This window comes from Paenibacillus planticolens (genome assembly GCF_013141725.1).
In the GTDB taxonomy this organism is placed as follows: Bacteria; Bacillota; Bacilli; order Paenibacillales; family NBRC-103111; genus Paenibacillus_E; species Paenibacillus_E planticolens.
Genome location: NZ_WHNZ01000039.1, coordinates 127,659 through 146,128, shown reverse-complemented (window position 1 = coordinate 146,128; position 18,470 = coordinate 127,659). Strand labels below are relative to the sequence as shown.

General features: G+C 51.6%; 17 protein-coding genes. 14 read left to right on the top strand and 3 right to left on the bottom strand.

Features of this window, described 5'->3' with window-relative positions; genetic code table 11:
• Positions 1-17: 17 nt before the first annotated feature.
• Entirely contained in the window at positions 18-278 is a 261-nt protein-coding gene (locus GC097_RS16845; RefSeq protein ID WP_171684457.1) for a YqkE family protein, read from the top strand.
• The gene (locus GC097_RS16840; RefSeq protein ID WP_171684456.1) at positions 275-1,342 is read left to right on the top strand and encodes a polysaccharide deacetylase family protein; all 1,068 of its coding nucleotides are present in this window, start codon (positions 275-277) and stop codon (positions 1,340-1,342) included. The genes GC097_RS16845 and GC097_RS16840 overlap by 4 nt, the downstream gene beginning before the upstream one ends.
• Positions 1,343-1,591: 249 nt before the next feature.
• On the opposite strand, the gene GC097_RS16835 is transcribed toward GC097_RS16840, so the two are convergent.
• Positions 1,592-1,807 carry a hypothetical protein gene (locus GC097_RS16835; protein ID WP_171684455.1) on the bottom strand — a complete coding sequence of 72 codons (216 nt, stop codon included), beginning with the start codon at positions 1,805-1,807 and terminating at the stop codon, positions 1,592-1,594.
• A gap of 283 nt (positions 1,808-2,090) precedes the next feature.
• On the opposite strand from GC097_RS16835, the gene GC097_RS16830 reads away from it, so the two are divergent.
• The gene (locus tag GC097_RS16830; protein ID WP_312875683.1) at positions 2,091-2,672 is read left to right on the top strand and encodes an NUDIX domain-containing protein; all 582 of its coding nucleotides are present in this window, start codon (positions 2,091-2,093) and stop codon (positions 2,670-2,672) included.
• Between the two features lie 56 nt (positions 2,673-2,728).
• Positions 2,729-3,100 carry a DUF1284 domain-containing protein gene (locus tag GC097_RS16825; protein WP_246294294.1) on the top strand — a complete coding sequence of 124 codons (372 nt, stop codon included), beginning with the start codon at positions 2,729-2,731 and terminating at the stop codon, positions 3,098-3,100.
• 453 nt (positions 3,101-3,553) lie between these two features.
• Here the strand turns inward: GC097_RS16825 and GC097_RS16820 are convergent, their stop codons facing one another.
• Both GC097_RS16820 and GC097_RS16815 read right to left on the bottom strand, forming a co-directional pair.
• On the bottom strand, positions 3,554-4,204 hold the full coding sequence (locus tag GC097_RS16820) for an SOS response-associated peptidase (protein ID WP_171684453.1): 651 nt from the start codon (positions 4,202-4,204) through the stop codon (positions 3,554-3,556).
• Positions 4,205-4,302: 98 nt separating this feature from the next.
• Positions 4,303-5,403, bottom strand: coding sequence for a GGDEF domain-containing protein (locus GC097_RS16815; protein ID WP_171684452.1), 1,101 nt, complete (start codon positions 5,401-5,403; stop codon positions 4,303-4,305).
• Between the two features lie 133 nt (positions 5,404-5,536).
• Between GC097_RS16815 and GC097_RS16810 the strand changes: the two genes are divergently transcribed.
• The 10 genes from GC097_RS16810 to GC097_RS16765 all read left to right on the top strand — a co-directional run bounded on the left by GC097_RS16810 (position 5,537) and on the right by GC097_RS16765 (position 18,468).
• Positions 5,537-7,735: an ATP-binding protein gene (locus GC097_RS16810; RefSeq protein WP_171684451.1), complete on the top strand. Its 2,199-nt coding sequence runs from the start codon at positions 5,537-5,539 to the stop codon at positions 7,733-7,735.
• 118 nt (positions 7,736-7,853) lie between these two features.
• Positions 7,854-8,432 carry a Pvc16 family protein gene (locus tag GC097_RS16805; RefSeq protein WP_312875682.1) on the top strand — a complete coding sequence of 193 codons (579 nt, stop codon included), beginning with the start codon at positions 7,854-7,856 and terminating at the stop codon, positions 8,430-8,432.
• An 11-nt stretch (positions 8,433-8,443) separates the two neighbouring features.
• Entirely contained in the window at positions 8,444-9,247 is an 804-nt protein-coding gene (locus tag GC097_RS16800) for a peptidase associated/transthyretin-like domain-containing protein (protein WP_171684450.1), read from the top strand.
• A 118-nt stretch (positions 9,248-9,365) separates the two neighbouring features.
• The gene (locus GC097_RS16795) at positions 9,366-11,099 is read left to right on the top strand and encodes a phage tail sheath family protein (RefSeq protein WP_171684449.1); all 1,734 of its coding nucleotides are present in this window, start codon (positions 9,366-9,368) and stop codon (positions 11,097-11,099) included.
• Positions 11,100-11,141: 42 nt separating this feature from the next.
• The gene (locus GC097_RS16790) at positions 11,142-11,576 is read left to right on the top strand and encodes a phage tail protein (protein WP_171684448.1); all 435 of its coding nucleotides are present in this window, start codon (positions 11,142-11,144) and stop codon (positions 11,574-11,576) included.
• An 85-nt stretch (positions 11,577-11,661) separates the two neighbouring features.
• Positions 11,662-12,039, top strand: coding sequence for a phage tail assembly protein (locus GC097_RS16785; protein WP_127458507.1), 378 nt, complete (start codon positions 11,662-11,664; stop codon positions 12,037-12,039).
• A complete protein-coding gene (locus tag GC097_RS35005; protein ID WP_127458506.1) occupies positions 12,036-12,239 on the top strand; it encodes a DUF6760 family protein in 204 nt (67 codons plus the stop codon). The genes GC097_RS16785 and GC097_RS35005 overlap by 4 nt, the downstream gene beginning before the upstream one ends.
• A gap of 7 nt (positions 12,240-12,246) precedes the next feature.
• Complete coding sequence (locus GC097_RS16775; RefSeq protein WP_171684447.1) at positions 12,247-12,690, top strand: phage tail protein; 444 nt, start codon at positions 12,247-12,249, stop codon at positions 12,688-12,690.
• Positions 12,691-12,719: 29 nt separating this feature from the next.
• A complete protein-coding gene (locus GC097_RS16770; RefSeq protein ID WP_171684446.1) occupies positions 12,720-17,768 on the top strand; it encodes a hypothetical protein in 5,049 nt (1,682 codons plus the stop codon).
• Positions 17,769-17,841: 73 nt separating this feature from the next.
• A complete protein-coding gene (locus GC097_RS16765) occupies positions 17,842-18,468 on the top strand; it encodes a CIS tube protein (protein WP_171684445.1) in 627 nt (208 codons plus the stop codon).
• The last annotated feature ends 2 nt before the right edge of the window (positions 18,469-18,470 follow it).

Genomic DNA, 18,470 nt, shown 5'->3' with positions numbered 1-18,470 from the left:
ACAGAGGTGAACCCTTTATGGCAAAAAAGAAATGGTCGTCCGCTACCGCTGAACCTAGCGTGCAAGATAAACCTGCGACACTCAAAGATTTGCTGCGTCCTGATATCGTAGCGGGGCTGAAAGCTCAAGCCGATGCGATGAAAGCGGAGGAACAAGCCCGCAAGGATGCTGCCAGAGCGGAAGCGGAGGCTGCGCGCAAGGCGGAGGAGAAACGGCTGGAAAATGATTTTGGCCATTTGCTCGAGAAGAGCAAGCTCGATTGGAGAAAACACAAATGAGGGAGCGCAAGCTAGGCTTCCTCTTTCTTTTATGCGTGGTGATAACGCTTTCAGGTTGTGAGGGGGCGAAGGGGCGGGTGAAGCTGGCGGACGAAGCGGCTGTGTCGGAAAGGCCGGATTCTGTGGTATCTACAACGCCGGCTGTGCAAGGCACCGTCACTCCGGTGCCCTCTTCGAAGGTGACACCACCAGACGCATCAGCCGTGACATCAATGAACGCCTCAACAATGACACCGAAAGACGCATCAAAAGTGACATCAACAACAGTGAAACCGACAGACATATCAGAACTGACATCAACAGATGTATCCCCAGTATCACCAACCGACGGATCGCTCTCACCTGCAAAGCTGCCCTCGCTAGCCCAGTCCTTAGTGGAACGGTACCAAAAGGCAGTTCCGACAAAGTGGGGCGAGAACATCCCCGGCGTGCGGACACACCTCGTGACGAAGGAGAAGGTGATCGCCCTGACCTTTGACGCTTGCGGCGGCAAAGAGGGCAGCGGCTACGACGAGAAGCTGGTCGATTATTTGATCAAGGAGCACATCCCGGCGACCTTATTCGTCAATGCGAGATGGCTGGCTGCCAATCCGGATATTTTTGCGAAGCTGGCGGCGAACCCGCTGTTCGAGATCGAAAACCACGGGACCGAGCACCGTCCGCTGTCCGTAAACGGCAGAGCCGCGTATGGCATCGCCGGCACCCATAATGTGAGCGACGTCATTCGCGAAGTGTCGGAGAACGCCGACGAGATCGAGAAGCTGACCGGAAGGCGGCCATTGTTTTTTCGCTCAGGCACGGCCTATTATGATGATGTCGCCGCAAACATTGCCCATGACTTGGGCTTCCAGTTGGCGGGCTACAACGTGCTTGGCGACGCCGGAGCTACTTTTAACACGGAGCAAGTGTACAACGCATTGACAAAGGCCCGAAGCGGTTCCATCGTTTTGGCGCATATGAATCATCCCGAGAAGGACACGGCCGAAGGCGTGATCAAGGCGATTCCTGTTATGCAGAAGGCGGGTTTTCGATTCGTTCAGCTTTCGAAATATCCCGTGGAGTAAAATAGATGGAATTTCTCCCGTTAAAGTTGCTTGGATCAACAATTTAAGTAGAATAACTGGAAAACCTCCAGTTAATTTAGCTGCAGCCCTTTGTTTGAGCCTAAATTGCGAGGAATAACGGGAGAAATTCCAGTTAATCAAATACTAAACGATAAGATGAAGAAATTAACAGGAGCTTTTCCTGTTAAAATGCGAGAGAGGTTCCATCTCAGGGGGAAGCCCGTTAGCCTGTTCGCTCGCTAGAGAGGCTTACCTTTTTTTCATCTCAAAAAACTCGCACTCATCACGGTCATAATAAGCTAAATCAGCGATACGCGACTGCAAGACGACGGTCTTGTCGCTGAAGCGCAGGATGACGGCATTCGAGTCGACAATGTGATCGTCTTTGAAAACGCGGACAACGGCTCCTTTTTCCACTGCCTCCTGAAAATCAGCATCCGTCACTAAACGTTGGTTCCTGGCCATCTTAAGTATTCTCCTCATATGTGTAAAATAGTTCTTCTATTGTACCACAAGGCGCCGGCAATCTCCCGATATGAACGAACGCCTGCTTTCCGCCTGGCAGATGCGTGATGTCGACGATCTCTGGAGCACCGGCCGAATCAGCTCAATCGGGCGAAATTGCAAGACTAGCGCAGATAGCATCTTCTAAAGCCGTTGCAATGAACTCAGAAGGAGCGGGATCGGAGTTGCCTATCATCCGTCTCAAGCAGTAAGCTTACATACAGATGACTACAGGAAGTTGGAGATGAGACAGATGGAAGTTAAGTTTTGCATGACATGCGGAGCCCCTATGGAGACGCGCGATGTGGATGGTACGATGAGAAGAGCCTGTACGGCGTGCAGTTTTGTGTACTGGGGCAACTACAGTATCGGCGTAGGCGCGCTTGTAACCAAAGATGAGAAAATATTGCTTGTCCGCAGAGCGCAAGAGCCCGGCAAAGGCAGATGGACGAATCCCGGCGGCTATATCGAGCAGCATGAGCTGATCCAGGAGACCATTGAGCGCGAGGTGCTGGAGGAGTGCGGCGTCAAAGCCAAAGTTACACGTTTGGTCGCCGTGCGCGATTTGCCAAGAAGCATTCATAATGTGTACATCGCTTTTGAATTGGATTACGTGAGCGGCGAGCCTGTGCCTGATGGGGTAGAGGTGGATGCGGCGGGCTTTTTCAGCCTGCAGGAGATGGAGACGATGCCGGTAGCGGATTTCACGCGTTGGCTGATCGACGTTTCTTTACATTCAACCAAAGCTGGTCTCGTAGAAGATAAAGAGCCTGTCGTAAAAATGGACGGGTACGGGTTGTACCGTACGCCTAAGGTCCAAGTATGACGAAGCCTATCGGCCTGCGGGGGCATCACTTGCTTTGTTTGTTAGGATATCGAGGAATGGGATACTCCAAAGAGTTCTGCCAAAATATGACGACGGTTTACGAGACGCTGCGGGAGCAGCCGGCTACGATGGTTCAAGTCGTCCTTGGACCCGACGATTTGTGCGCTGCCTTTCCAGCAGACGAAGAGGCTCATTGCGAGAACAGAACCGTCTATGAGCGCGACGCGGAAATCGTAGCCAAGCTCGGCTTGCACGTTGGGATGGAGCTAAGCTGGGCGGAAATATGCGGAAAAGTTGCCGGACATGTAACTCCGGGAGATATCGGGCATCTATGCGCTACATGCCGCTGGGAGCCTTACGGCGTATGTGCCGAAGGGGTGCGTTTGATCGGAGAGGGCAGCGAGCTGCCGCCTGTGCCTCGTAAGTAAGGGGGGCCTCTGTCACTGCTGTGGCGGAATTCTTCTGTCCGTTATTACAAATGCGGCCATCTCGACTTGGGGAGCATATGTCCGTTCCTCCAAATGGGGTTAAATCGCATCTCAGAGAAACTTTGGTCCACTACGGTCCGCTATTTACTCAAAATACAGCCATATACCACATTAGTGGGAACTATGGTCCGTTATTTTGCCGTTTTAACTCAAAAGCATGCTTCAGCGAGCAAATAAGGCCCTGTAGTTCCCTAATTCTTCTGAAAGCAGCGAATTTTGCTGAAATAGCGGACTGTAGTTCCCTGTTCAGCAGGATTGGCTCGAAGATCGCTGGGTGAGAACGCTGAAAATGTAAAGGTAAGCCTCTCTGCAGCGGGAAAATATAAAAAAAGCGATACAAGTGAAACCCTTGTATCGCTTTTTTGCATTGCGCCCGGCTTGCTACCGATTAGCCTAAACAAATACACGGACGTCCGAGCCTGTCTCCATCTTTTCTGCGGGAGATGACAAGACGTTCGCCACCATAAGCAGGTCGTCGACAGGACGAAGCAGGGAGCGGAGCAGCCGGCTGTCCTTCATGTCTGAGTGCAGCCACATTTCAGCGTGCTCTTCATCGAGAATGGCCGGCATTTTGCCGTGATAAGGGGAGACCAGGGAGTTGGCTTCGGTCATCAGCATCATGCAGGTGCGCAGCTCCTCCTCGCCGCTGGGCGCCCGCCAGATATCGTACAGGCCCGCAATGCCGAAGGTGCCGCTGCGCATTTTAAACCTCACCCACTGGGTTTCCTTGCCCTCCGTCACCCGCACATAGAATCCGCTGCAAGGAAGGATACAACGTTGTTTTTTGACAATGCGCTCGAAGGCTGTGTTGGTGAAGATGGAATCGCGTTCCCCGCATACGGCGTCTTTGGCCCAGAAAGGCATGAGCCCCCAACGGAATTCATCCAGGAGCCGCTCTCCCTTTCTGTTGATCATAACAGCGGAAACCGACTCCGTCGGCACGATTTCATACCGGTTGGCGGTATAAGAGAGCAGACGGTCGATGCGAAATTGTTTCATCACGTCGTTGACGTCAGCAAGAATAGATATGGAATGACACATCATTATTCACCTCGTTTGATTTTGGCTATTATTTGCCTGTTTCACCAAAATCATGTATGCCCCGCCAAACTAAAAAAACCGGGAGCTTTACGCCCCGGCAATTACGTGTATTGTCCCGATAAATACGAATGAATGCAATTTTTCCCGTTCCTTTTGGCGATATACAAGCATTCGTCCACTTGCTGAAACCATGCTTTTTTCATCGTGTTGCGGTTATAAGGCGCGAGCCCGATGCTCATCGTTAAGGCCTGCCCAGGCATCTCCGGAATTTCGGTGTCACGGACGATTTGCATGAAGGATTCGCACACGGCCAGCACTTCGTCATGGGATTTGCCAACAAACAGCACGGCAAATTCCTCGCCGCCATAGCGGAAGGACATATCGTCAGGCCCCAGCATATCTTTAAGCAGGCCGCCGATCGTTTTGAGCACAACGTCTCCGACCCAATGCCCGTAGGTGTCATTGATCTTTTTGAAATTATCGATATCCATCAGCGCAAGCTCGAGCGGCGTATCATAGGGCATATGTGAAATAAGATGGTCTGTATGCTCTTGAAAGGAACGATGGTTGAACAGCTCCGTGAGCGCATCCACTTTGGAAAGCCGGTCAATCATGACATTGCGAATGAGAAGATCCTGTTCGCGCACGACAGAAGCCCGAAGCTCCGTTACCAGCGAGATGCCTTTGGTCATAATGGCGAAGCAGACAAGGGCCGTCGCAGTTAGGACGGTGAGCGAAACGATAACTTCCGCTGGCGTGATGGGATAGCCGTTGTACACCTGACTAACTATTAAGGCTGTTAAACTTAAGAGTCCTAAACTATAAGCGAAAATAATATATTTCTTTTGAAAATAAATAGAGGATAAAATAATCGGAATGCTCATTAATTCATAGGAGCTCATCAGCTCAGGAATACACATCATGTAGACACAAACCATGGTCATGGCCCATATAATCATGATAAAATCACTGTATCTTTTGAGGAAGTGAATCGCCAAATAACCGGCGCCCATAAGGGCAAGCAGCAAGCAAGTCGGGATAACTTGGTATTGCAGGAAACTATGAAACCACTGCGAAGGCTGGTCATAGATATCGAAGAGAAAACCGATCATAGCCGCTACTTCATAGACAAGCAGGATCCACCACAAAAGATGGATGAGTTTTCGGTTCCAGTTATGATCATTCGCCGGAAGTTGTTCCATTAGAGAGAGGCCACTTTCCTTTCATGCTAGCAATTAATGGAAAAAACGTTTTGTGTCTTGTGAGATCATTGTAAATAATAACCACCTGTTTAGGCAAGTAATGAAAATTTTGGATAGATTAACCGGGAGGGCTATGGCAGCTCAAAGTTATGTACATGCATGGGAGCACTATAAAGACGAACTCATCCTGTTGGATAAAAAGCTGGAGCTTCTCTATAGGCGCCGGCAGAAGCTTACTCCCGATCCGCAAACGGATTCGTTTCGCGGGATGTTCGTCTCCGAAGACGAATTCATTCGTCTCATCGGCGAGCAGGAGGGGGATGCAGGACTCCAAGAGGAGGAAGCGGATCTCTTGGCGGGCATTCAAGAGACGGAAATCTATATCGCTCAGAGGCTGGAGGAAAGCCGCAAAAAAGGCGTATTCCTGCCTTTGTCATATGCAGCCTCCGTATTTGTGCTTTCCGCGATCGAGGAGCGCTTCGTCATGCTGGCTCTTGCGGTTGAATTGGACCGCAAATATGAACGGATCTTCGGCTTCTTGCAGGATGATCTGACCAACAAGACGCCTGTGGTCAGCCTGGCGCTGCAGGTCGCTTGCAGCAATCCGGAGGAGATGCGGACTGCGCGAACCACCTTTGTGGCGCCCGATGGCCGCCTAGCGAGGTTTTTGCTGCAGCGTGAGGAGCAGGAAATCAGAGGCCAGTCGCTGCTGTCCAAGCCGCTGGTGCTGGATAAACGAATCGTTGCCTTCCTGCTCGATTCCGGGGAATTGGACCCGAAGCTAAAGCCGGCGGTCGAGATGGTGTACCCGGACGACGAGCTCGCCCCCTTGCTCGTCCAGGAGGATTTTCAGCAGCGGCTGCGGGGCTTTGTCCACGAGGCGCTGCAGGCGCCGGCAGCAGAGCGCAAACGGCTCGCATTCCACCTATGGGGGAATGCGGGCGCAGGCAAGAAGCTGCAGGTGAAGCATTTCAGCAGCCATTTCAATAAGCCGCTGCTGATAGCCAATCTTGCGGATGTGCTGCTGCACGCAGCAAGTTTCGAGGAGACGGTGAGCGCGATCGTGCGCGAGGCGATTTTGCACCAAGCCGTGCTGTGCTTCACACGGCTGGAGGCGCTCTATCCCGAAGAGCCGGACCTTGCGGCGCAGCAGCGGCTCGGGAAGTTCCACGACATGCTGGGCAGCTATGGCGGCATGGTGTTTTTGTTAGCCGGGAAATATAACCGGCTGAATTGGAAGCCCAAGGAGCGGCTGCTCCTTGAGCATGAACTGCAAGTGCCGGACGAAGGCGGGCGCGAGCGCCTTTGGACGGCATTCGCGCGCGAGCTCGGTGTGAGCGCGGGCATTGATTTCCGTGTGATGAGCGGGAAATTCCGCTTCACCCCGGGGCAAATTTACCGCGCGTTGACGCTTGCGCGCGGGTACTCCGCCTGGCAGCGGGAGCCGCAGGCGGCTGCGCCTGAAGGCCTGGATACCGCTGCGCTCTACAAGGCGTGCTACCAGCAGGTGCAGCACAAGCTGGAGCGCAAAGCGACGCGCATTGAGCCTCGCTATCAGTGGGGAGATATTATCCTCCCCCCTGAGCAGAAGGATCAGCTCCGCAATGCGTGCAATCAAGTGAAATACCGTGGCGTTGTATACAGCGACTGGGGATTCGAGAAGAAGCTGGCCTACGGCAAGGGGCTCAGCATGTTGTTCGCCGGCCCGCCGGGCACGGGGAAGACGATGTCTGCGCAGGTGGTGGCCGGCGACCTGCAGCTTGAGCTGTACAAGGTCGATCTCTCGCAGGTCATCTCCAAATATATTGGCGAAACGGAGAAAAACCTCCACGAGATTTTCGAAGAAGCGCAGCTCAGCAATGCCGTACTGTTTTTCGATGAAACGGACGCCCTCTTCGGCAAACGCTCGGAAGTCAAAGATTCGCATGATAAGTATGCGAATATTGAAACGGCGTATCTTCTGCAGAAAATGGAAGAGTATCAAGGCATCACGGTGCTGGCTACGAATCTGTTAAATAATATTGATGAAGCGTTCTTGAGACGGATCAATTACGTCATTAAATTTCCTTTTCCCGATAGTGAATACCGGGAGAAAATCTGGCAGTCCATGTTCCCCCCGGCAGCTCCGCTCAGCGCCGACGTCGATTTTAAATATTTGGCGCAGCACTATGAAATTGCCGGAGGAAATATCAAGAATGTGGTGCTTTCATCGGCCTTTCTGGCGGCGGAAGCGGGTGAGCCGATCCGCATGCCGCATATTATCAAATCCATTCGCCATGAGCTGCAAAAGTCCGGTAAAATTTTGGCCCGGCAGGAGTGGGAAGATTATTAGAAAATCATATAACTTTCTATAGTCAGTCTAGTGATTTGCAATTATAATAGAAAAAGGTACATGATGTGACATATTCCCTACCATTTCTACACACTACATAGGTATTTTGAGGCAGGAAGTGATTCCTATCGGTGATTATTCCGTAATTGCTGATGTAAGCGCATCTTTAGTGAAACTTCTTAGAGAAAATATGACGCCCGATCCCATTCCGCAGCCGGAAATGATTGGGCTTGCTTCGCCTGTCGATAAAGGAGATTTCTACTTATCTCTTTATTTGTACAACGTTCGGGAGAGCGGCAATAATCGCCAGACCCACATGATTGCCCGGGGGACTACCCAGATTCAATATCCCCCCATGGTGGTAGACCTCAGCTACTTGCTGACGGTACATTCGCCGGCAGAGCTTCAGTCCAGAGCGCTGGATGAGCATCGGATCCTCGGACGAGCCATGCAAGTGCTCTACGATCATTCGATACTTCGAGGCTCCATGACAGTAGGAACGCTAGCTGAGAAAGAGGAAGAGGTCCGCATCGTGATGGAACCCCTCAAAGGCGAAAGCATCCTGAATATGTGGAATTTCGCAGATACCCCCTACAGACTTTCTGTCAGCTACACGGTGGGGCCAGTCAATATTGATTCAACCCGCATCAAGACCACCAAAAGAGTTTCGGAAACTGATTTTCGCATACAAGGGTAGGAGGCTGGGTTGTGGAACATTTACGAGTAGCACAATTGAAAACCCGCGTATCCTTAGTTGTGTGCGTAATTGACGCAATAACCTCACAAGCTCCCCTTGGCAACACGACCGCCGTATCTTTAGAAGGCACCCGTTCGAAAGCAATCAGTAAATCGAACGGTTCCTATATATTCAACGATTTACCTCCCGGTGAGTACCGCCTTATAGTACAAAGCGAGTACTACTTCCAAGAACAAACTCTTATCACCGTAGGAAACGACAATTTTATAGAGGTTGTTCAGTTAAAACCGCTGCCGTCCTATCCGTTTTCTCAAGGAGTCGGACTCATTCGTCTTATGCTGCAGGATGCGGCTGGAGTTCCAGTGCGAAATGCCGAGTTAAAGGCTACGCTCCTAACAGAAGAGTGCGCCCGGGCCCGCGTTATGACGGATCAACTGGACAAGGGAGCGGAAGAGATCACACTGGGGGCGTTTACAGGTGTTGTGACAGCAGGTGATGCCTACATGCTTCGAGGGCGAGGCGCCAAAGCCGCAGAGGAGCTTATCCGGATTGCGGAAGTTGTCGAGCACCAAAAGCGCTTTCGTTTGGCCAAGAAATTGACGAAAGCATTTACAAGAGGCTCGCTTTTGCTGCCTGTTCAAGAGACGCGTTCGACGGAACGCGGAGAGGCTGTCGTCGCTTTTCGAGGCGGCCGGATTTCCGCTTTTCAGACGGAATTGGTTATTACGCACGGCTCGAATAAGCCGTATGTGACGCAGGAAGTTTTCGTATCGGAAGGAACGACCGCCAATCTTGGCATGATTCGTCTGACCTGACCCTAATTAGTAGAATGGACAAGTCCATCTTCTATACAAAAATGACAAGCAGAAAGGAGAGAACTGGTTTCACGTCTATGGCCGTGCAACAAATGCCATTTGACGGAACTGGGGAACAATGGCTGACTATTTATCACCTGGAGTCTATGTGGAAGAGTTTGACAGCGGGGCGCAACCGCTTGAAGGTGCGAGCACAAGTACGGCCGGGTTTATAGGGCTTGCGCAAAGAGGGGAAATTGAAGGTGTCCCTCAATTGGTTACGAGCGTAGCTGATTTTCATCGTTTGTTCGGCAGCTACTTGTCCGAGAATGAATTCGGCGAATACCGATTCCTTTCCTATGCTGTTGAGCATTTCTACTTAAACGGAGGTTCCCGCTGTTACGTTATGCGTGTAGCGCCGACTGATGCGAAGGTAGCAACGAACAAAGCGGAGAGCAACAAAGAATCCTCCGTTCTCCAAATTTCTTCCAAGAACCCTGGGACATGGGGCAACCAAGTCCGCATCGTAGTTGTTCCTTCCAGCAAAGCCAAAACACAAATTTACGAAGTACTCAGCGAAACGCAATACCGTGTGAAAAATAACGCGGGCTTTAACGTAGGCGATGTCGTTGCTTTCGAAGCAGCAGGCACAAAGCAATATAACAAAGTCGTGGCTTCCCAAGATAATATTATTGAACTTTCTGCAGAGCTCGATGGCGATGTCGTTGACGCCGGTTTGCTGCCTTCGAAAGTTCTGACGACTTGCGAATTCACGCTGCATGTTTTCTATGGCGACGAAGCTGAAACCTATGAGAAAGTATCTTTGAACATCTCGGCAGCTAACCATATCGAGAAAATCGTCTCCCGTTCCAACATTATTACGGTGAAGGATTTGACAGGAGGCAAAGATCTCGGCCCTGTAGCTCCTTTCGAAGTGCTTTCGGGCGAGGACGAGACGGCTGGCAAATTCCAGATCGCGCTGTCAGGCGGAAGCAACGGTTCCATCGCGCAAGTGACGCCTGATATCTTCATGGGTGTAGACCGTGGTCCTGGTAAACGTACAGGAATTCAGTCCTTCATCGACAACGACGTTGTCAGCATCATGGCGATTCCAGGCGTAACGGAGCCTACCGTTCAGCTGTCTCTTGTGGCTCACTGCGAAAACCTGGGCAGCCGTTTCGCTGTTCTCGATATTCCGCGTGAGAAAACAAAAGTCGCTGACGTGATGACGCACCGCAACATTTTTGACAGCTCCTACGCAGCGATGTACAATCCATGGCTTCAAGTGTTCGATCCGCTAGACAAAAGAAACATTTACATACCGCCATCTGGCTCTGTTATCGGTATCTACTCCCGTTCCGATCAAACGCGCGGCGTTCAAAAAGCGCCTGCTAACGAAGTCGTTCGCGGTGCCGTTGGGTTGGATTGCCAATACAACAAAGGCGAGCAAGATATTTTGAATCCGCAAGGCGTAAACTTGATTCGTGCTTTTGCCGGACAAGGGATTCGTGTATGGGGCGCTCGCACAACGTCCTCTAACGGTTTATGGAAATATGTAAACGTAAGACGTTTGTTCATCTTCATTGAAGAGTCCATTAAGAACGGCACGAACTGGGTCGTTTTCGAACCGAATGACGAGCAGCTCTGGGCTCGTGTACAACGGACCATTGATGCGTTCTTAACACGCGTTTGGAGAGACGGCGCTTTAATGGGCGGAAGTCCGTCGGAGGCGTTCTACATTAACATTGGCCGCAGCACCATGACGCAGGATGACATTGACAATGGCCGGCTCATTTGTGTGATCGGAGTAGCGCCGGTGAAACCTGCCGAGTTCGTGATCTTCCGCATTACACAGAAAACAAGAGAAGAATAGTTGAACCGTTAGATATTTCTTAGTTTAGGAAAGGGGTATAACATGGCTGGCGAACGTAGGGATCCATACCGCAATTTTAGATTTAGAATTGAAGTAGAAGGTATTCAACAAGCTGGATTCAGCGAAATCTCCGGATTTGACGCTTCCCTTTCGGTAATTGAATACCGTGAAGGAAACGAAACCATCACCCCCCGGAAGCTTCCGGGACTTGCTAAATACGGCAACATCTCACTGAAGTGGGGGGTTACGGACTCCATGGATATGTACAACTGGATGTCTGAGTCCATTCAAGGGAAAATTTCCCGCAAAACAGTTACGATCATCGCGATCAACGAAGAAGGCGCAGACGTAGCGACTTGGCAAGTTATCGAAGCATGGCCGTCTAAGTACTCGGCCCCAAGCTTTAAGGGGACAGGCAATGAAGTTGCCATCGAGAGCTTAGAGCTTGCTCATGAAGGCATGACACGCACGAAGTAACGATCGTTAGAGTAGGCGCCGGAGCAGCAGTCTCCGGTTCCTATCTCTTCTTTTTTTCAGCTTAAAGCTTAAGGAGGAAACCATCATGGCTTTCAAAACAGAATACGAATTCGAGCTGCCTAGAGGATATGTCGATGAGAATGGTAACCTGCACAAAAGAGGAGTTATGCGGTTAGCAACGGCTGCAGATGAAATCCTGCCGATGCGTGATCAGCGCGTTCAACAAAACCCGGGCTACCTGACCATTATTTTATTAACGCGCGTCATCACGAACCTTGGCGATTTGCGCGCCATTGACACAAGAGTGGTTGAGAAGTTTTTCACAGCAGACCTCGCGTTTCTGCAAAACTTTTATCGCCAAATTAATGAAATGGAAGTGCCGAGAGTGCACACAAGCTGCCCGAAATGTGAGCATGAGTTCGATGTGGACGTGTCTTTTTTGGACGAGATGGCGGGGGCATAACGGGTTATCCCATTGACAAGATCTATGAGGAAGCAGGCTTTATTGCTTACTATTTTCATTGGACGCATGATGAAATCATGTCAATGGAACACAAGGAACGCCGAACGTGGTGCGAGGAAATATCCCGCATCAACCGCAATTTGAACGACGACGGTAAAAAGCAGCCAGACAATCCGTTTGATGTGTTCGGTAAGAGGTGAGTAACAAGTGAAAACAACCAAACCGCATAATGTTGGCGGCGCGTTTCGATTCGTGGTAGAGCTTGACGGACTCATCGTCGGCGGTTTTTCCGAGGTGACCGGCATGAAGTCGGAAACCGAAGTGAAGCCGTTATGGGAAGGCGGCGTAAATTCGCACCCCCACTACATGATCGAACGTACGAAAACTCCGAACATTGTGCTCAAAAGAGGCATTACCACTTCCAGTGAGCTGTGGGAATGGTACGATAGTGTCACCCAAGGTAAAATCAAACGGAAAAACGGCTCCATCATCCTGCATAACCAGGCGGGTACGGAGATGTGCCGTTGGAACTTTTTCAGCGCGTTTCCGGTGAAATGGAACGGACCGGATTTGAACGCAACCAGCGGAAATGTGGCGATTGAGTCTATCGAGCTGGTGCATGAAGGCTTGAAGACAATTTTCAAAAAGTAGACGAAAACACTTAGGGAGATGGGTTGTTTATGAAATCCCGACAATCGCATAAACCCCGGGTGAAAAAGAAAAACGTGAAGAAGGCTGCATGGCAGACTTCTGCGACGGCTGCCGGTTCGGCAGGACGTGCAGCAAGGGAAGCGAATCTATTTGCGACAGGCATTGTGGGCAAATACGGTTTTTGGCGAAACAACTATTTAGGGTTGTTAGCCCTCATTTTTAAGCAAAACGGTATGCGCAGCCGTAAACAATTAGCGGCATTAACAGATACGAACGATCGGGCATGGGTGATTCAACTGGAGCTGCTTTTACAAAGCTTGCAGCATCCCGAATCGGCGCCACTGATCACGAAGAAACAAACCATTCGTCAGATCGAGCAGCTAATGGCGAACGCCGGGTACAAAGTACCGGCAGTCCAAACATCAACTTACACATCTTCAATTCCATCGGATGCCGCTCGAACTCCTCTGCAAGCCCAAGAATCTGCTGAGAAGCCGGTCAAGAAAAGAGGGCGCAAAAGCAAGAAGCAGCTTGAAGCTGAGGCATCTGTTAACCATAGGAATCAACCGGACACGATTCCTCAATCGCCAGTCGAGAGAAGGGTCAAACCAGCATTAGTTAATCACGTTAATAAAGGAAGCCTACCGTTAATTAACCGCTCGATCGGGCAGATTGCGGCATCGATCGGGATGGTTGGCAGCAGCCGGCGAAGTAAGCCGGAACAGCAGCCGCAAGCGGTGAGCAGACATCAACATACAACTCACAATGTGAATATTCAGCTTAAAAACATTCAACTTTTTCATAAAAACGTTATTACTGGAAAAGGCAATCTGTCCGCAGCTCAAACAGGCTTGGAGAGAAGATCCAAGATCAGTCATGCGAATGTAGCCAACCATGTAGAGGCTGTTCAAAGAACAACACAGCTGCTTGAACATTTCCAAGAGGGCAAGTCCGCTGTAGAAGTACAAGAAAGTGGCATCAGTTCAACTTCGACTGGATATGCAAATTCGGCACAACCTTCAGTCATGCAGGTAGCCAAGCTTTATTTAAATGACGTGGTTCAGCCGCATTTGGTTAGTAAGGCGCAGCATTCACATGTGTTTGAGGACGATTTGACGATCATGAACTCGCAGGCGTCATCGCGCAAATCGCTGCCAAAGCTTGGCGAAGGACCTTTTTCGGTAGGGGCTGTGCCGGCTTCGGTACAGTTTATGCAAAGCCTGTTAGCAAGAAACACGGCACAGGAGCACGAAGCTTCAATAGATTCTTCCTCGAAACCTCCTCTTCATGAAAACGATAGGAGAGTGGATCGGAAGCCTGAGGCTTCGACATCCAGAGGTTTTTTGGCGGCAAGTGTGCTTCCAATCGCTATCAATGCGGCTCGTTTAACGTCAACCTTGCCTTTTGCAATGCACGCAACGACTAGTGCGAAAGCGGTCACTGCGGCACGGGGAGGCGCTCCGAGCTCGTCTCGTATTTGGCGAAAGACGTTAACGCAAGAGCGGGAACAGCAGGAGCAGGAAAGAGCTATAGAACAAGTGCGCATGCAGGAAAGTGTTCAAGTTCAGCGTGCCACGCTGCTGCAAGAGCAATTGCAGGCCAAAGCCGACAATCAGCGGCAAGTAGACGAAATCGAACGAGAGCAAGACGTTATTCGGGAACAGCAAAGAACTCAAGATGCAGGAAGAACGCAAGAGCGGGAGAGAGCGCAAGAGCTGCAAAGAGCGCAAGAGCAGGAAAAGGCGCAGGAGCATAGAGCACAAGAGCAGGGAAGAGAGCTGGAGAGGGCGCAAGAGCAAGGAAGAGAGCTAGAGCGTCAGCAGAGAATGCAAGATCAAGAGAATGTTCAGGATCAAGCAGCAGTGGGGAATCGTGTGCAGCATGCAAATGATGTACAAGGTCGCCATCAACGTGATGTCTTGGAGCAAATGATTGCGCCGAACCAAGTTCAGGCTTATTTACAAGCCGGGGTACAGGCGGAAGTTAATCAGCAAGGTAATGTGCTTCAGCAAACGGATGAGTTGCGAGATGCAGCAGATGAACCGGCAATTAGGCGGAGAATCGGACTTCCGGAAATAGTGGATCGACCGAGTATCAGGGCTGAGGGTGCTGTGAAGATTCAAAGCAATGAGAACGTGCTAAAGCAGCTCCTGCAAAAACAAAGACAGCAATCTTCTAATGATTCAATTGTTGGAAGTACATATAAAAGACCAGAAAGATCCGATTCCACTGCGATGACTATGCAGAAAGTACGCATGTTGCGGAGGGAAAGTAATCAGCGGAAGCTGTCGGGGACAAGAAGCAGTGTAACCAGCCCACAAACGGATTCTCTTAACGAGAAGCAACCCGTTCTTAGAAGGCAGCGTTCAAGTGAATCGAGTCCAATGGTTAGACAGATGGAAGGCTTTCGAGCCGGCGTACAAGCAAGCTCTGTTATGCAAAATGTCCAGCGTTCATTTGCATCTCTGTCTCCGGAGCAAGGAGCACGCTATCCAAAGAACATAAATTCTGAGGTATCTGCAAAACTGTCCCCGGAACAAGGAGCAAGCTATCCCAAGAACCTAAATTCTGAGGTATCTGCAAAAATAGTGGGACAAGCTGCAAACAGCATAAGGAAGTTAGTTGAGGCAAGTCCATTTGAGGGGTATCGTGCTGGTCTTGCGGCAAGCACTCGGCTTCAAGCAGCTGAGCGTATATTCCGTTCTCCGATGGATAGGGGAAGAGGAGACTCTGTTAGCGAACAACAGGGTGAAAGCCAGAGGGAAGTACAGGCTGCCGCAGCGGTGAAAAGCGCACTACCTTCTGCAAACCTAGCTTCTGAGATATCTGCAAAAATAGTAGAATCAAGTATTGCGAAAATAGGCTCCGTGTTTATCCGGACGACAGGCATGAATACCGAAGGCAGATTGAACAGGCACACGGAGAACGGACTAGAGAATGGATTAGAGAATGGACTCCCGGGAAATCCGGTTGTGGGTACACGAACTAATTCGTTAAGCAGATCAAGTTCTTCAGGTCAGAGGGTTGAGAGGGTTTTTCGCAGTCTGGCAGGACCTTGGGGATTAGGGGACAACGAACCAACGGGTGGAACTGGAGAAATAGTACAAGCGGTACAAGCGGTACAAGCAGCACAAGAGGCACAAGTAGCGCAAGCAGCGCAAGCAGCAGAAGCAGCGCAAGCAGCACAAGCGGCGCAAGCAGCACAAGCGGCGCAAGCAGCCCAAGCGGCACAAGCGGCGCAAGCAGCAGAAGCAGCGCAAGCGGCACAAGCAGCGCAAACAGTACAAGCAGCTCAAGCGGCACAAGCAGAGCAAGCGGTACAAGCAGCGCAAGCGGCACAAGCAGCGCAAGCGGTGCAAGCAGCACAAGCAGAGCAAGCGGCACAAGCAGCACAAGCGGTACAAGCAGCGCAAGCGGTACAAGCAGCAGAAGCGGCACAAGCAGCAGAAGCAGTGCAAGCAGCCAAAGCGGCGCAAGCAGCACAAACAGTGCAAGCAGCGCAAACGGCACAAACTGTATCAGCCGAACGAGCCACATCGAGTGAACATTCCAGAAGGGGTCTCCTGGCAGAAGATGTGAGCGAAAGAAGTGCGGGTAATAGGACTCGCAGCTCCCTGTTTTTGGGTGATTTTGCAGCTGAGATCGCTGCGAGAATAACTAAGAACAGCTTGAAAGGTATGGGACCCAGTCTTGCCTCGGCAGCAGCCGAGATAGCGTTGCTTAGGAGTCGGCCAGCTGACTCGATGTCACGAAAGCCGTACCAAGGATCTGCCGTTCAAGCCATTTGGCGAGCAAGAGTCAGGGAGGCTTCGACGGACAACGTATCGCCTGCAGGAAACGAAAGCCATGCCACGTCCATCGAGGCAGGATCAGCGGTGAGTGCGAGTGAAGGTTCCGGGACTTCACAGCGTGCGTCTTTTGAAGTTGTTAGAGGAACGATTAGCCAGGAACCATCTGCTGCTCCACTAGTTAGAAGGACGGCTGGTTCTGCTAATTTTCCACGTAATGAGCGTGTTGGGAATAGCGTCGGACAGGCAAGTTTGGGAAATCTTAATTGGGTAGGCAGAACAAATCCGAACGAGATTCGCAGATCAATAGATGCTGAGGCACGGGCGAAGCTGCAAGTGCAGGCAGGGAGCGCTATGCAATCGCGGAAGCAGCCTGCCGTGGAAGCTAGGCGCATGAGGCAAGTGGAGCATATTCAGCGGCAAACCGCTGCCGCTGAGAGCGAACGCGCGCACCGCGCGAGGACGGGTTCGGGGAATCAGGGGGAAGCCAGCAGCTTCCCGTCTGATTCAACGGAACGAACCCTCAGGGCTAGCCTGAGCGCGCTGGAAGAAGCGCGCGCTCAGGCGGAGCAGCCCGCTGCCGCTTCGCGGGCAGCGGCAAGTGCAGACGCGCGTATCACGAGCGCGTCTATGGCTCGCCAGCCCGCCAGCATGACACCGCGTGTCATGCTGGCGGGAGGGGCTGCGGCTTCGCCTGCCGCAGCGGTACACCTCCTGCCCGCCCAAGGGACGGGCAGTTTCACGCAGGCGGCTGCCATCGGCAGAGCCGCCGCCGTAACGGCTGGCGCGCAGCGCAGCGCCAGCATGAACCATAGCAGCAGCGCCAGCCTGGCTGCTGCAAGCCAAACCGCGCTGCCCGCAAGGGTGCAGCGGCAGCTCACAGCCGCCGGCGCGTTAAACGCCGGCGAACAGCGCCAGGGCGCGCAGCAAGCAAGCGCGCCAACCACCCTGCTGCCCCGCGTAGGCAGCAGATCCGCATCCGCGAGGCAGGAGTATCTGGTCTCGCAGCCGCCAGCGCTGGAGCATAAGCATGCTCCAGCGGAAGCCACACCGCACAGCGCCTTAGCGCAGGCCCCGCTGGAGATGGACTGGCTGCGCGCCAAAGCGAGCGCAGACCAGGCCCAAACCCCGGCAGCGCCCGTTCCGCAAGCGGCACCGGAGCTGAGCAACGAGCAGCTGCAAGAGCTGATGAAACAGCTGCCGCAGCTGGATGTCGCCAAGATCGCAGACAAAGTGTTCCGCGAGATCGAGAAAAGAATGAAGTTCGAACGGCAGCGCCGCGGATTGTAATTTTTAGAACTGTGTCTTATATAATTGTGATCTTTATAACTCTTTATATACGTAAAGGAAAGGACTGACACCTATGGCACTCAAGAAAGCGATGATAATCGTAGACAAGGGAAACAGCAAAGAGAATGTGCAAGTTTTGTTCAATCCGGGTGAATATACCCTCGATACGGCCAACAGCTATTCTTGGAAAACTGTGCCGGGTCTGTCCATGCCAATCGGTCAATTCGTGAGCGGAGGAACGACGACGCTCGCAATGGATTTATATTTTGATACGTACGAAAAAGGGACGGACGTCCGTGAGCATACGAAGAAAATCTCCGGTCTTCTGGATGTGGAGAAGGAATTGCATGCGCCTCCGATTTGCCGCTTTGTGTGGGGTTCCCTGGACTTCAAGGGCGTCGTCGAGAAGGTGAACCAGCAGTTCACCATGTTTCTCGATACCGGCGTGCCGGTTCGCGCCAAACTGAAAGTTACGTTTCGCTCGTGGCACAGCAAGAAAGAGCAGCTTCAGACAATTCCCCGCCACTCTGCGGATCGGACGAAGCAAAAGATGCTGAAGCAAGGGGAACAGCTCTGGATGATTGCGGCTCATGAATATGAAGATCCAAGCTTATGGCGGGAAATTGCCAAAGCCAATCAGATCGATAACCCGCTTAAGGTCGTAACGGGACGCCGCATTGCTGTCCCTAGATTGGACTAATG